Genomic DNA, 14,294 nt, shown 5'->3' on the forward strand with positions numbered 1-14,294 from the left:
GAGAGGAGTGGGCATGGAGAGAAAAACAGTCTATATCGCTGGCTTGGGACTGATTGGAGCTTCCTTGGCTCTGGGCATCAAGCGTGACCACCCTGAGTATGAAGTTCTCGGCTACAACCGCGGTGAGGAATCGCGACAGATTGCCTTGGAGCGGGGAATGGTAGACCGGGTAACGGATGATTTTGCGGTCTTTGCTCCCTTGGCTGATGTGATTATTCTAGCTGTACCCATCAAGCAGACCATAGCATTTATCAAAGACTTGGCCGAGATGGTTCTGAAGGAAAATGTTATCATCTCAGATGCTGGATCAACCAAGGCTGATATTGTGGCAGCTGCAGAAAAGTATCTGCAGAATAAGCCCGTCCGTTTTGTCGGTGCTCACCCTATGGCCGGAAGTCACAAGACTGGAGCTAAGGCTGCCCATGTCAACCTCTTTGAAAACGCCTATTATATCTTCACCCCCTCTAGTTTGACCAAGTCAGGTACGCTTGAGGAAATGAAAGACTTGCTGAGTGGTCTTCATGCCCGCTTTATCCAGGTGGACGCAGCCGAGCACGACCGAGTGACCAGTCAAATCAGCCATTTTCCGCATATCTTAGCCTCCAGCCTTATGGAGCAAGCGGCAGCTTATAGCCAAGAGCATGAGCTGACCCAGTCTTTTGCAGCTGGTGGTTTTCGAGATATGACGCGGATTGCGGAGAGTGAGCCTGGTATGTGGACCTCTATTCTCTTGACCAATCCTCAAGCCATTTTGGAGCGGCTAGAAGATTTTAAAGACCAGTTAGACAAGGTGGCTACAGCTATTAAGACCAAGGACGAGACAGCTATCTGGGAATTTTTCGACCGTGGAAGGCAGAGCCGCAAGCAGATGGAAATTCATAAACGAGCTGGTGTGGATAGCTTTTATGACCTCTTTATTGAAGTGCCTGACGAAGAAGATGCGATTTTGGGTATTTTGGAACTCCTGCGCGGAATTTCTGTCGTCAACATTCGGATTAACGAGGAAAACCGAGAAGATATAAACGGTATTCTGCAAATCACCTTTAAAAATCACCAAGATTTGGAAAAATCTGCTAAAATAGTAAGAGAAAATACGGATTACCTAGTGTCCGTAGACTAATATAGATTGGAGAATTCTATGTCAAATATTTATGATTTAGCCAATGAACTGAGCAGAAATCTGCGTGATTTACCTGAGTACAAGGCCGTCGCAGAAAGCAAGAAAGCAGTGGATGCTGATAGCGAAGCGAAGGTCATTTTTGAGGATTATCTGGCTTTCCAGCAGGAGTTGCAACAGCTGGCTCAGACTGGTCAGGTACCGACTCAGGAGGTGCAGGACAAGATGACTTCCTTTGGTGAGAAGATTCAGGGAAATGCTGTTCTTACTGAATTCTTCAATAAGCAGCAGCAACTGTCCATCTATCTGGCGGATATCGAGCGTATCATCTTTGATCCGGTGCAGGATTTGCTTAAATAAGCTAATAAAAAAAGAAGAATCTGGGCTGAATACCCGGATTCTTTTTGCTTCAGCTAGGATTCCAGAAATTTTAAGAATTTCTGGTCTTTTTATGATAAAATAAGAAGCAACAAAGGAAAGTACGAGGTCACCTATGAAATTATCAACCAATGTAAGAGGCCTGAAGGGCCGTATCCGCGTACCTGGAGATAAATCCATCAGCCACCGTTCCATTATATTTGGCAGTTTGGCCAAGGGGGTCACTACTGTTCGAGACATTCTGCGAGGGGAAGATGTGCTCTCTACCATGCAGGTTTTTCGTGACTTAGGTGTGCAGATTGAGGACGATGGAAATCTAGTCAAGATTCATGGTGTAGGATTTGAAGGTCTGCAAGCACCGAAAAATAAGCTGGATATGGGTAATTCTGGAACGTCTATCCGTTTGATTTCTGGTGTTTTGGCCGGTCAGGATTTCGAAGCGGAGATGTTTGGTGACGACAGTCTATCCAAGCGGCCTATGGATCGGGTGACCATTCCTCTGCGACAGATGGGAGTAGAGATTGCTGGTCGGACTGAGCGTGATTTGCCACCGCTCAAGATGAAGGGCAGCAGGGAACTGCAGCCTATCAATTACCAGCTGCCGGTGGCTTCTGCTCAGGTTAAGTCGGCCTTGATTTTTGCAGCCTTGCAGGCTCAGGGAGAGTCAGTTATTATAGAAAAGGAAATCACCCGTAATCATACAGAAGATATGATTGCCCAGTTTGGTGGGCAAATTGAGGTCAAGGGCAAGGAAATTCGCATTCAGGGTGGTCAGGAATTTACTGCTCAGGAAGTGACGGTTCCGGGTGACATTTCCAGCGCGGCCTTCTGGCTGGTGGCTGGATTGATCGTGCCGGACTCTAAGATTGTTTTAGAAAATGTTGGCATCAATGAAACTCGTACAGGTATTCTAGAAGTGATAGAGGCTATGGGCGGACGGATGACGCTGTCAGATGTCGATCCAGTAGCCAAGTCTGCAACCATCACCGTTGAGACGTCTGATCTTAAGGGAACGGAGATTGGCGGCGAGATTATCCCACGCTTGATTGATGAGTTGCCGATTATTGCGCTTCTTGCGACTCAGGCTCAGGGACGAACTGTCATTCGTGATGCAGAGGAGCTCAAAGTCAAGGAAACCGACCGGATCCAGGTAGTAGCAGACGCTCTCAATAGCATGGGCGCAGCTATCACCCCGACAGAAGACGGCATGATTATCGAAGGGAAAACACCTCTTCATGGTGCCCAAGTCAATACCTTTGGTGACCATCGCATCGGAATGATGACGGCAATTGCTGCTTTGTTGGCTCAAAGCGGTCAGGTAGAACTTGAGCGGTCTGAAGCTATTAAGACCAGCTATCCAAGTTTCTTCAGCGATTTGGAGGGCTTGATGCATGGCTAAGATATTGCTGGGCTTTATGGGAGCCGGAAAATCCACAGTGGCTAGAGGCTTAGCCCAAGACTTTGTCGATATGGATGAACTGCTCTGCCAGCGGCTAGGCATGTCAATCAAGGACTATTTTGACCAGCATGGTGAAGGGGCCTTTCGATCTGCTGAAGCCCAGCTCTTGGCTGAGTTGATCGATACGGACTTGGTCGTCTCAACTGGCGGCGGTGTCGTCGTCAGCCCAGAAAACCGCAGAATGCTAGCTCAGAATGCTGACAATATCTACCTGAAAGCAGATTTTGAAACGCTCTATCAGCGAATTCAGCAGGATGCTGGGCAGGAACGGCCTTTGTTCTTAAACCAGAGCAAGTCAGACTTGCAGCAGATTTTTGAGCAGCGTCAGGCCTGGTATGAGGAAGTGGCGACCCAGATTGTCTATACGAGGCTTAAAAGCCCGCAGGAAATTATCGAGGAAATTCAATGAAAATAGCATTTTTAGGTCCCAGAGGCTCCTTTTCTCACCATGTAGCCCAAGCTGCCTTTCCAAGCCAGGACTTGGTGCCTTATCAGAATATCACCGAGGTCATGAAGGCTTATGAGGCTAGAGAAGTGGATTACTCGGTTGTTCCGGTGGAAAATTCCATTGAGGGCAGTGTCCATGAGACGCTGGACTATCTCTTTCATCAAGCAGATATTCAGGCGGTGGCAGAAATCGTCCAGCCCATCAAGCAGCAGCTTTTAGTGACCGATTTGGAAAAGCCAATTGAGAAAATATTTTCTCACCCGCAAGCTATTGCCCAAGGAAAGAAATACATCCGCCAGCATTATCCCCAGGCTGCCATTGAGGTGACGGCTAGTACAGCCTATGCAGCTCGTTTTGTGGCAGAGCATCCTGAAAAGAATTTTGCGGCTATTGCCCCGCGCACGGCTGCAGCAGAATACGGGCTCAAAGTAGCGGCCAGCGACATTCAGGAAATGGAAGAAAATTATACCCGCTTCTGGATTTTGGGTCATGAGGTTCCTGAACTTCAACTGACCAAGACAGGAGACAAGCAGACACTGGCTTTGACCTTGCCGGACAATCTGCCTGGCGCCCTCTATAAGGCCTTGTCGACCTTTGCTTGGCGTGGGATTGACCTGACCAAGATTGAGAGCCGGCCTCTAAAAACGGCTCTGGGAGAGTATTTCTTCATTATTGACATTGACAACGAACAGAAAAAATTGGCGGATTTTGCCTATCAAGAGTTGACAAGTCTTGGAATTACTTATAAAATTTTTGGTAGCTACAGTGTGTTTCTGATTGAGGACAAGTAGCAGTAGATTGGAGAAGAGATGAAGAAACCAGAAAATCTTAGCCATCATGAACAGCTCCGCTTAGATTATCTCTATAAGAATTATTACTATCTAAACGATAAAGAAAAGAAAGAATTTGACTATTTGCGTCAGAAGTCCAAGGGGATTGGCAGTTCAGCCAGTGTGCCGGATCATGAAGAGCAGCCGCATACAGTTAGCGACGCCTATGAGCAAGAGCCAGTGGAAATGGATTCTTCTGGTCTCTTGCCCAAGTACCCTGAGCGTTCTTCTCGCAGCAGAAGGCAAAAGAAGGCACCGGAAGCTCTGGCAGAAGCTGGTCTGGGACAAGACAAGCCCAAGAAGCCTCGCAAAAAAATCCGCTTGAAACGAATTCTGCTTTGGGCAGGCATTTTCCTGCTGATGGTCTTGGGGGGCATGCTTTTCATGTTTATCAAAGGCTTGACGACAGCACACAATGGAAATTCTAAACCAGCCGAAACAGAATTCTTTGACGGACAGGACACTAAAGACGGAGTGAATATCCTCATTCTTGGGACGGACGGCCGAGTTGGCGATGACTCGACTGAGACACGGACCGACTCCATTATGGTCTTGAATGTTGGTAATAAGGACCATAAGGTGAAATTGGTCAGCTTTATGCGTGATACCCTTATTCACATTGATGGCGTCAGCAATGAGTACACTGATCCGTCGCAGGCAGATTACTATGACCAAAAGCTCAATTCTGCCTACACGATTGGGGAGCAAAACCACAACCGCGGTGCAGACTATGTCCGCCAGATGCTCAAGGACAATTTTGACTTGGACATCAAATATTATGCCCTGGTGGATTTCCAGACCTTTGCGACAGCTATTGACACCCTTTTCCCAAATGGCGTCAGCATGAATGCTCAGTTCTCAACCATTGATGGGGAAAAGGTGACAGAAGTTGAAGTGCCAGATGACTTAAATATGAAAGACGGTGTGGTGCCCAACCAAACAATCAAGGTTGGTCAGCAGCAGATGGACGGTCGGACCTTGCTCAACTACGCTCGTTTCCGTAAGGATGACGAGGGCGACTTTGGCCGGACCCGCCGCCAGCAGGAAGTATTGACAGCTGTTTTCCAGCAGGTCAAGGATCCGACCAAGCTCTTTACCGGATCAGAGGCTCTTGGTAAGGTCTTTGCCTTGACTTCGACCAATGTGCCTTACAGCTTCCTTTTGACCAATGGTCTCTCTATGGCAGGAGATTCCCGCAATGGGGTTGAGCGCCTGACGATTCCGGAAAATGGCGACTGGGTGGATACCTATGACATGTACGGTGGCCAAGGGCTCTTGATTGACTTCGAAGCCTATAAAGAAAGACTGCAGCAAATGGGTCTCAGATAAGATATATGATATAATGAAAGGTAGGACGATGTCCTGCCTTTTCTTTTGGGAAATGGCAGAGCGATAAAGCAGAAAGAGAAAAATATGTTAAAAAAGAATGATATGATTGAAGTTGAAATCGTGGATCTGAGCCATGAGGGAGCAGGGGTGGCCAAGGCAGAAGGCCTGGTTTTCTTTGTGGAAAATGCTCTGCCGGGTGAGCTCATCCGCATGCGTGTGCTCAAGGTCAACAAAAAAATCGGCTTTGGCAAGGTGGAGGAATTTCTTCGTACTTCAGACCAGCGGAATGAAAACCTTGATATGGCCTATCTGCGTACGGGGATTGCTGACTTGGGGCATCTGAACTATCCAGCTCAGCTGGACTTCAAACGCAAGCAGGTCAAGGACAGTCTTTATAAGATTGCTGGTTTGTCAGATGTAGAGGTGCCGCCGACACTTGGTATGGAGCAGCCGCTGGGTTACCGCAATAAGGCTCAAGTGCCTGTCCGCCGTGTCAATGGCCAGCTGGAAACAGGATTTTTCCGGAAAAATTCCCATGACCTCCTGCCGATTGAAGATTTCTATATTCAGGACCCAGTCATTGACCAAGTTATCCTCTTTACACGCGACCTGCTGCGTCGCTTTGACCTCAAACCTTACGATGAGCAGGAAAAGACTGGACTCATTCGCAATCTGGTTGTCCGCCGTGGCCATTATTCAGGGGAAATCATGATAATCCTGGTGACAACCCGTCCTAAAATATTCCGAGTGGAGCAGCTGATTGAGCACTTGACAGAAGCCTTCCCAGCTATCAAGTCCATCATGCAGAATATCAATGACCAGCCCGGCAATGCGATTTTCGGAAAAGACTGGCGAACGCTTTATGGCCAAGGCTACATTACCGACCAGATGCTGGGAAATGACTTCCAGATTGCTGCCCCGCCTTTTACCAAGTCAATACCGAAATGGCAGAAAAGCTCTATCAGACAGCCATTGACTTTTCCGAGCTGACTGCAGATGATGTGGTTATCGATGCCTACTCGGGTATCGGAACGATTGGGCTCTCTGTTGCTAAACATGTCAAGCAGGTCTATGGTATGGAAGTGATCCCAGAAGCGGTCGAAAATAGCCGAAAGAATGCAGAAATCAACGGCATTGCCAATGCCAGCTATGTCTGCGCTCCTGCTGAAGAAGCCATCCAAAACTGGCTTAAAGAGGGTATCCAAGCGGATGTCATCCTAGTCGATCCACCACGAAAAGGCCTGACAGAGAGCTTCATCAAAGCCAGCGTCAGCATGGAGCCCAAGAAAATCACTTATATCTCCTGCAATGTCGCAACTATGGCGCGTGATATCAAACTCTATCAAGAATTAGGATATGAGTTGAAGAAAGTCCAGCCGGTGGATTTATTTCCGCAAACGCATCATGTTGAGTGTGTAGCTCTGCTGGTAAAATCTTAGAAATCTTTTAGCGAAAGTAATTCAAAAGTCCTTGTTTTTAAATTTTTGGCAGTTCAAAGTATTAGTAATCGAAAGAGGTTAATACAGGCATGAATGAAATTATTGTACGCAATCTAAAGAAAAATTTTCATGGTAAAGTTGTATTGGACATTCCTAGCTTTAAATCGCATTCAGGAGAGATTGTTTCTATAGTGGGCACCAATGGTGCAGGTAAATCAACTTTCATAAAAATTATCTCTGGCTTAATGTTACAAGATGCAGGTGATGTATTTGTTTTTGGCAGTAAGAATACTTCGAAAGATATTCATAACAATGTCAAGCTTGTACTAGAAAGCGGTAGAGGCTACTATGAATATCTGACGGCAAATCAAAATATTGATTACTTTTTACATTTGAATAAAAGTTCGCGTAGTCAGATTAAGGAAGAATTGGAGGATTTATTTAATAAACTAGCTTTCCATCCCTATGTTGATGTATTGGTGTCCGAATTGTCACAAGGAACAAGACAAAAATTGTCTTTGATTATTGCATTACTTTGTAAGCCAAAAGTATTGTGTTTAGATGAGCCAACCAATGGTCTGGATGTCATTGCCAAAAAGCAGTTTGCGAAATTATTACTAACTCTCAGTCAAGAAAAAGGAACTATTGTCCTCATGACGACTCATGATATCTATTTTGCAAAAGAAATATCAACAAGAATTTGTATCATGAGTAGAGGCGAAATAATACAGCAAGGTAGTTTCTCAGAAATCTTTGGGAAAAATACTAGGTGGATTAAATACAGAATTGGTATTTCAGATTCTGAGAAAGATGCTTTTGAGAGGCTGTTTTCTGATTTATCTTATCAAGTAGAAAACGAAAGATTGATTGTTGAAGTAAAAGATAGTCAGGTGAAAAATAATATCTTTAATAATTTTGAGATAATATTTTTTGAAGAAGTTGAGGAAAGCATCGAAGAAATATTGTATGAGGTTATCAATGATGATTAAAGAAATAAGAAGGGAGTTAAAGAGACAGCTGCAAGAGATGATGCAGTTTAAATTTAATTTATTTTTTTCAAATTTTGGAATTTTGATAATGGTTTCAGCTTATCTTCAATACTTTAAAAATACACAAAGTAAATTTTTATTGTTATGTTTGTTATTTACTTGGTATTTTACGAGTCATAGTATTACGCATCCAACTTTTTTTATTGAGGATGACCTTTATGACAGAACTTTGATTAGTGTAATCCAGAGTAGTAAGAGTGTTTTTCATGTTTTAATGTTTAAAATTATTGTTCAGATATTGGTGGATCTAGTTAAAGCCATACCTATATTTATTATTTTATCCACGTTAAATGATATTGATTTTCCGGATAGTATCTTAAAGTTAGTTGCGAGTCTCGCTGCATGTATGCTAACTATTATTAGCATATATGGTTTAGGCTTTTGCCTATCAAGTCTCTGCTTCATTTTTAATCGTACTTCTAGCATTACATCGTTAATTTCTTATTTCATGCTGTATTTTACTGGCATACTAACACCGCTAGGTGGTTTATTTGGCTTTATAGGAAAGCTTTTCCCTTACTATGCCTTGAGAAATTTTATTATTTCTCCGTCCTACCAGAGTGTTTTTTTAATTATAGTTTATTGTGCAGTCTATTGGTCAGCTGGAACTTTCCTATTTTTCACTTTATTGAACATTGCTAAAAAAAGAGGGAGCCTTTTCCATGTTTAGTGAATTAAGAAGATATTTTAATTATAGAGTTCGATACACGTTTGATAGTATTTGCGAAGTGATTTATTCCATGATTTTTATTACAGGAATCATTATTATTTTCAATAGTGATAAACCGATAAATCTACTCTATTTTTTTATTTATTATTCCATAACTAATGTGATATTGCTTGCTAATGAGGAGTTGGAATTTGAAATTCGCACTAATCAATATACAAATATCAAAACAACTAGACGTACACCAATGATGATTTATATTGCTAGATCAACAACTTATTTTATTTGGTCAACGCTCATTTTTTTGATTTCAATTATTCTATCGTATATGTTTTTTAATGGAAAGTTTTTTATGCCTTCATTCCATTTAGTGGATTTGATTTTGATGTCAATACTTAATTATGCTGTATTTTTTGTCTTATATACCATAGCAATTAATTTAACAGAACGCTTTAAACGAGTATCCGTCTTATTGAATTTATTTAATACCATAATGCTATTTTATTCTGGACTAGTATTTCCTGCTCCCTTTGTTAGCTATGCAGATGTATTGGATATGTTTTTGAATAAAAATAAAAGTAAATTGATATGTTTAGAACTAGTCATTTAAATCTTTCTCTGAAAGATTATAAAGTAGCCCTACGTTTAATGGTTTCATTCAAATATTCAGCTCCTCTTATATCCTCGTCTAGAAAAAACGACTATCTAAGTTGCTAAATAACTTCAGGAGGTTTATACGCTATGCTTAGAGCTTATGTAACTAAAAAGTATTTATTCTCCTATTTTGTGGCGATTATGATTACTTGGCTGGAGGCTGTGATTACACCAGCTTTGATTCAGTATATTGTCTCTAGTTTTACCAATCACCAGTTGCATTTGCTGTGGCAGGTCTTGACTTGGGGGATTGTGGGGAATTTGATTCTCTTGCTGGGTTTGGCGGGGAAACGCTATTACTATGCACGAGTGCTGACGGACTTCAAGTCGGGAATTATGCAGGCTATCTTTCAGACTTTCTTATATAGCCGTCGGATAGCGGATGAAGAGGTTTTATCCGACCTGGAAAATGATGTGAAACAGCTAGAAGATAACTATATTGAGCCTACTGTCATTATCATTTCTTCTTTGGGATTTACAACTGTCTCTATCTGTTATGCACTCTGGACAAATTTTTATCTTGGCTTGCTCTTTATCATTTTTTATTCGATACCTGTTCTTTGTAGTGGAATTGGATCTAAACGCCTGGATACGATTACTAAGCAGAAATCCCTAGCTAACCAAGGCTATGTCTCTCAGGTGACCAATATGATTGCGGGTGCTCGTTCCATACGGTATTATTGGGGACAAAGCTTGTTTTACAATCTTTTTTCCAAAGATTTGCACAAGGCTTTAGAGCAAGAAGTCGCCTATGAAAAGCAACGGACGATAAACAGTCTCTTTATCAATGGAATTGATGCCTTTTGCTCTGTTGCGCCTATTGTCATTGGTGGTTTCATGACCTATTATAATTACCTATCTGCAGCCAGCTTTGTTGGGATTTACCTAGTATCGCACAATATCGGCTACCAATTTCAGGAGTTATCTTACTTTATCAATACTAGAAAATCAGCTAAGTCTCTTTGTGATAAATATCAAAACATGCTGGGAGAGGAGTTGATAATACCTTCAGCTCTTGAAAGTTCCATCTTTCCTATCCAGCTAGAGCAAGTCAGTGTAGAGCGTGATGGTCGAGAAATCCTAGCCCCTTGTGACCTTACCATTGAGGAAGGGGAAAAGATTGCCATTATAGGAGAAAGCGGGTCTGGGAAAACAACCTTACTGAACCTCATATATGGAGAAATCAAGCCTAGTCAAGGTCGGATTCGCTACCATGGACAAGAGCTAAGCTCGGATGAACTTTATCAGGCAGGAGCCTACATTCTCCAGTCCAGTCATGTCTTTGATGGATTGACACTAGAGGAAAATATCGCTCTGGGGCAAGAACTTGATTCTGTACGGATGGAAGAAATCCTGCAGCAAACCGGTCTGAAAGCTCTTAAAGGCAAAACACCCGGCAATCAAACTCTGTCAGGCGGCGAGAAGCAGCGGCTAGAAATTGCCCGCGCTCTCTATCACAATCGCCAATTTATCCTGGCTGACGAGGTTAAGGCCAATCTGGATCTAAAAAACCAAGAGAAAATCAGCCAGCTTCTCTTCTCTCTCCCACAAGCAGTCGTAGAAGTGATTCATCACTATAGCGAAGAGGACTTGAAGCGCTATGATAAGGTCATAAAACTGGAGAGATAGGTGGATACATAGTTTTTAGAAAGGAGTGGCAGAGGCCATTCCTTTTTGTGAGTTGGAAAATAAGATAATTAGCTTTTTTCTCTTTTATAATATACAATAAAGTTAACAAAGGAGTATAGAAGAGCGGCGTAATGGATAATAAAAAACAACTCCGTCTTAAAATATCGGTACAAAAATGTCAAACGAAGATTATGTTGAAGAACTTAATGAACGACTGAAGAATTTTAAAAGCTTAAAAAATAAAGCGATTTTCTTGAATTAGAGTTTGAACTATATAGTAATCTTGTAAAGTTAATCGAGGAGTTATTGATGGAGTTTATTAGTAAGATAGCCATAAGTAAAGGCTGCTCAGATGATAAAAAATATTGTGTTACAGACCAGAACCAGCAAAAATATTTATTGCGTGTTTCTGATAAAGGAAAGTTAGATTCTAAGAAAATTGAATTTGATATAATGGAGAAGGTTGCATTTCTTGGAGTTCGTATGTGTAAACCGATTAAATTTGAATTCTGCGGTGACGAAGTACATTCTATACACGAGTGGATAGATGGAAGAGATGCAATAGATACCATTTTAACTTATTCAGAAAACCAACAATACACTTACGGGATAGAAGCAGGAAGAATGCTTAGAAAGATTCATACAATTCCTGCTACAGAAGTTTGTGAAGACTGGGAAATCTTTTTTAATCGAAAAATTGATGATAAAATCTCCAAATACAAAGAATGTCCCGTCCAATATGAAAGTGGTCAACTCTTTATTGATTTTTTGGATAAAACCGTGAACTGCTAAAGAATAGACCCCAAGTTTTGCAACATGGTGATTATCATATTGGAAATTTCATGATTGGAGAAGATCGTGAGATTTATGTCATTGACTTTGATCGTTTTGACTTTGGAGATCCTTGGGAGGAGTTCAATCGTATTGTGTGGTCAGCTCAAGTATCTCCCTCTTTTGCATCAGGTATGATAGATGGATATTTTGACGACAAGGTTCCAGATTTATTTTGGAAACTTCTTGCTGTTTACATTCTAAGTAACTTAATTGGAGCTCTTCCATGGGCTATTTCTTATGGAGAAGAAGAAGTATCAGTAATGCAAAATCAAGCTAAGGAAATTTTAGAATGGTATGATTGTATAAACCAATTAGTCCCAAGTTGGTATAAGAACAAGAATAATACTGAATAATTTAAACATTGGAATATCAATTTGGAAAATGAGTAGAATTAAATGAAATCTCAAAATTAAAATTACTATTAAGCCTTGTCTCCAAGGCTTTTTAACTTGCTCAGATAAGCTCCTGCTCACAAATTGGCCACAACTTGCAATCCTTTTTTTAAAATAGTATACTAGGGCTAGATTATGGAATCGTTTGCATAAAGTTGCGATGAGTTTAAACAGAGAAATCTAGGAGATGAAAAGTATGGAATTAACAGCCATTTATCATAGACCGGAGTCGGAGTATGCCTATCTTTATAAAGAAGGTCAAGTGCATATCAGAATTAGGACTAAGAAAGAGGATATAGAGAAAATCCTTTTGCACTATGGGGATCCCTTTATTTTTCTTGAGAAATCTTATGAAGATGTGAAAGAGATGGTCAAAGTGACATCTGATGCCTTATTTGATTATTGGCAAGTAGCAGTGTCGGTTGATTTTGCTAGGCTCCAGTATCTCTTTGAGCTTAAGGATAAAGAAGGCCAAAGCATCTTGTATGGGGATAAAGGTTTCACTGACAATAGTCCAGAAAACCTTGCTTTAGAGGGCAATGGTTTTAAACTCCCTTATATTCATGAGATCGATGGTTGCCAGGTTCCTGAATGGGTTTCAAAAACGGTCTGGTATCAGATTTTTCCAGAACGATTTGCCAATGGAAATGCTGGACTTTCACCAGAAGGAGCTTTAGCTTGGGATGCAGCTATCAGTCCTAAACCTACGGATTTCTTTGGTGGAGATTTACAGGGGATTATCGATCATCTGGATTATTTGCAAGACTTGGGGATTACGGGGCTTTATCTTTGTCCCATCTTTGAATCTCCAAGTAATCACAAGTACAATACAACAGATTACTTTGAAATTGACCGACACTTTGGGGACAAGGAGACTTTCCGTCAACTGGTGGAGCAAGCTCACCAGCGTGGCATGAAGGTTATGCTGGATGCGGTTTTCAATCATATGGGCGATCAATCCGCCCAATGGCAGGATGTTCTCAAACATGGTGAAAAGTCAGCTTACAAAGACTGGTTCCACATTCAAAAGTTCCCAGTGACGAATGACAAGCTTGTGAACCCAAAAGAACTCCCTTATCACACCTTTGCCTTTGCCAGCTATATGCCTAAGTTGAATACGGCAAATCCCGAGGTGAAAGACTATCTCTTAAGCGTTGCGACCTATTGGATTGAACATTTTGATATTGATGCTTGGCGACTGGATGTAGCCAATGAGGTTGATCATCAATTCTGGCGAGATTTTCGCAAGGCTGTTTTGGCCCAAAAGCCTGACCTTTATATTCTTGGAGAGGTTTGGCATACCTCTCAGCCTTGGTTAAATGGAGATGAGTTTCACGCGGTCATGAACTATCCTCTATCGGATAGTATCAAGGACTACTTTTTGAGTAGGAGCAAGAAGACCAGTCAATTCATAGCTGAGATTAACTGCCAGTCCATGTACTACAAGCAGCAGATTTCTGAGGTCATGTTTAATCTCTTGGATTCGCATGATACGGAGCGCATCTTGACGACAGCTCAAGGAGATATCCAGCTTGTCAAATCCGCACTCGCCTTTCTCTTTTTACAAAGAGGGACGCCTTGTATCTATTATGGGACCGAGCTAGAATTGGGCGGAGCTATGGATCCGGATTGTAGACGGGTCATGCCTTGGGAACGGGTTTCCAATAACAATGATATGCTCAATTTTATGAAGAACTTGATTCAGCTTCGCAAGGAAACTGCGGACATTATCCAGTATGGGAAATTTACCCTAGAAGAAATCGAGCCTAATGTGCTGGCTTTAGAATGGCAACATGAACATCAAGTAATCAGAGTCATTTTTAATCAGTCGAATGAGAATTATCTTTTAGACAGAGATTCAGCTGATTTGGTGAGTCATTGCCAAACTGATGACCAGCAACTTCTCATCTTGCCAAAGGGATTTGTAGTTTACTCTAGACTCTAATCGTAGCAGTAAATGTCTTTCTTTCCTTCTTTCTGATATAATATTATCAAATTTTGTTTTAACAAGATGGAAATTATCCTGCTTCAGGTCATTCCTTTTTGATGATTTTTGTAAGGTATTTCTT

General features: G+C 41.8%; 11 protein-coding genes and 3 pseudogenes. 13 read left to right on the forward strand and 1 reads right to left on the reverse strand.

All coding sequences use genetic code 11. From position 1 onward, the window contains the following. The first annotated feature begins 13 nt into the window (after nt 1-13). Both FFV08_04735 and FFV08_04740 read left to right on the forward strand, forming a co-directional pair. Nucleotides 14-1,120 (forward strand): prephenate dehydrogenase, encoded by a 1,107-nt coding sequence (locus FFV08_04735; GenBank protein QLB52015.1) that lies wholly within the window; start codon nt 14-16, stop codon nt 1,118-1,120. A gap of 18 nt (nt 1,121-1,138) precedes the next feature. Continuing rightward, entirely contained in the window at nt 1,139-1,477 is a 339-nt protein-coding gene (locus tag FFV08_04740; protein ID QLB52016.1) for a YlbF/YmcA family competence regulator, read from the forward strand. Here FFV08_04740 and FFV08_04745 read toward each other — a convergent pair. Beyond that, a pseudogene (locus tag FFV08_04745) lies at nt 1,420-1,675 on the reverse strand (hypothetical protein). The gene FFV08_04740 and the pseudogene FFV08_04745 overlap by 58 nt on opposite strands. On the opposite strand from FFV08_04745, the gene aroA reads away from it, so the two are divergent. The 11 genes and pseudogenes from aroA to FFV08_04800 all read left to right on the forward strand — a co-directional run bounded on the left by aroA (nt 1,611) and on the right by FFV08_04800 (nt 14,170). Next, on the forward strand, nt 1,611-2,894 hold the full coding sequence (aroA, locus tag FFV08_04750) for a 3-phosphoshikimate 1-carboxyvinyltransferase (protein QLB52017.1): 1,284 nt from the start codon (nt 1,611-1,613) through the stop codon (nt 2,892-2,894). The pseudogene FFV08_04745 and the gene aroA sit on opposite strands and share 65 nt — an antisense overlap. Beyond that, entirely contained in the window at nt 2,887-3,363 is a 477-nt protein-coding gene (locus FFV08_04755) for a shikimate kinase (protein QLB52018.1), read from the forward strand. The genes aroA and FFV08_04755 overlap by 8 nt, the downstream gene beginning before the upstream one ends. Further along, nucleotides 3,360-4,193 (forward strand): prephenate dehydratase, encoded by an 834-nt coding sequence (pheA, locus tag FFV08_04760; protein QLB52019.1) that lies wholly within the window; start codon nt 3,360-3,362, stop codon nt 4,191-4,193. The genes FFV08_04755 and pheA overlap by 4 nt, the downstream gene beginning before the upstream one ends. 18 nt (nt 4,194-4,211) lie before the next feature. Then, nucleotides 4,212-5,561 (forward strand): LytR family transcriptional regulator, encoded by a 1,350-nt coding sequence (locus FFV08_04765; GenBank protein ID QLB52020.1) that lies wholly within the window; start codon nt 4,212-4,214, stop codon nt 5,559-5,561. Nucleotides 5,562-5,645: 84 nt separating this feature from the next. Next, nucleotides 5,646-7,000: pseudogene (gene rlmD, locus FFV08_04770) on the forward strand (23S rRNA (uracil(1939)-C(5))-methyltransferase RlmD). Between the two features lie 89 nt (nt 7,001-7,089). Further along, nucleotides 7,090-7,989, forward strand: coding sequence for an ABC transporter ATP-binding protein (locus FFV08_04775; protein ID QLB52021.1), 900 nt, complete (start codon nt 7,090-7,092; stop codon nt 7,987-7,989). After that, entirely contained in the window at nt 7,979-8,719 is a 741-nt protein-coding gene (locus tag FFV08_04780) for an ABC transporter (GenBank protein ID QLB52022.1), read from the forward strand. Before FFV08_04775 ends, FFV08_04780 begins: the two co-directional genes overlap by 11 nt. Continuing rightward, nucleotides 8,712-9,326 (forward strand): hypothetical protein, encoded by a 615-nt coding sequence (locus FFV08_04785; protein ID QLB52023.1) that lies wholly within the window; start codon nt 8,712-8,714, stop codon nt 9,324-9,326. The genes FFV08_04780 and FFV08_04785 overlap by 8 nt, the downstream gene beginning before the upstream one ends. A 131-nt stretch (nt 9,327-9,457) precedes the next feature. Beyond that, nucleotides 9,458-10,999 carry an ABC transporter ATP-binding protein gene (locus tag FFV08_04790; GenBank protein QLB52024.1) on the forward strand — a complete coding sequence of 514 codons (1,542 nt, stop codon included), beginning with the start codon at nt 9,458-9,460 and terminating at the stop codon, nt 10,997-10,999. Nucleotides 11,000-11,308: 309 nt separating this feature from the next. Next, nucleotides 11,309-12,186: pseudogene (locus FFV08_04795) on the forward strand (phosphotransferase family protein). 226 nt (nt 12,187-12,412) lie between these two features. Continuing rightward, nucleotides 12,413-14,170: an alpha-glycosidase gene (locus FFV08_04800; GenBank protein QLB52025.1), complete on the forward strand. Its 1,758-nt coding sequence runs from the start codon at nt 12,413-12,415 to the stop codon at nt 14,168-14,170. Nucleotides 14,171-14,294 lie beyond the last annotated feature (124 nt).

Source organism: Streptococcus sanguinis (genome assembly GCA_013378335.1).
GTDB lineage: Bacteria > Bacillota > Bacilli > Lactobacillales > Streptococcaceae > Streptococcus > Streptococcus sanguinis_I.

Bases quoted from the DNA above. Each gene is read 5' to 3' on its own strand.
- FFV08_04735 (QLB52015.1), top strand. From the start codon at position 14: ATGGAGAGAAAAACAGTCTATATCGCTGGCTTGGGACTGATTGGAGCT.
- FFV08_04740 (QLB52016.1), top strand. From the start codon at position 1,139: ATGTCAAATATTTATGATTTAGCCAATGAACTGAGCAGAAATCTGCGT.
- aroA (QLB52017.1), top strand. From the start codon at position 1,611: ATGAAATTATCAACCAATGTAAGAGGCCTGAAGGGCCGTATCCGCGTA.
- FFV08_04755 (QLB52018.1), top strand. From the start codon at position 2,887: ATGGCTAAGATATTGCTGGGCTTTATGGGAGCCGGAAAATCCACAGTG.
- pheA (QLB52019.1), top strand. From the start codon at position 3,360: ATGAAAATAGCATTTTTAGGTCCCAGAGGCTCCTTTTCTCACCATGTA.
- FFV08_04765 (QLB52020.1), top strand. From the start codon at position 4,212: ATGAAGAAACCAGAAAATCTTAGCCATCATGAACAGCTCCGCTTAGAT.
- FFV08_04775 (QLB52021.1), top strand. From the start codon at position 7,090: ATGAATGAAATTATTGTACGCAATCTAAAGAAAAATTTTCATGGTAAA.
- FFV08_04780 (QLB52022.1), top strand. From the start codon at position 7,979: ATGATGATTAAAGAAATAAGAAGGGAGTTAAAGAGACAGCTGCAAGAG.
- FFV08_04785 (QLB52023.1), top strand. From the start codon at position 8,712: ATGTTTAGTGAATTAAGAAGATATTTTAATTATAGAGTTCGATACACG.
- FFV08_04790 (QLB52024.1), top strand. From the start codon at position 9,458: ATGCTTAGAGCTTATGTAACTAAAAAGTATTTATTCTCCTATTTTGTG.
- FFV08_04800 (QLB52025.1), top strand. From the start codon at position 12,413: ATGAAAAGTATGGAATTAACAGCCATTTATCATAGACCGGAGTCGGAG.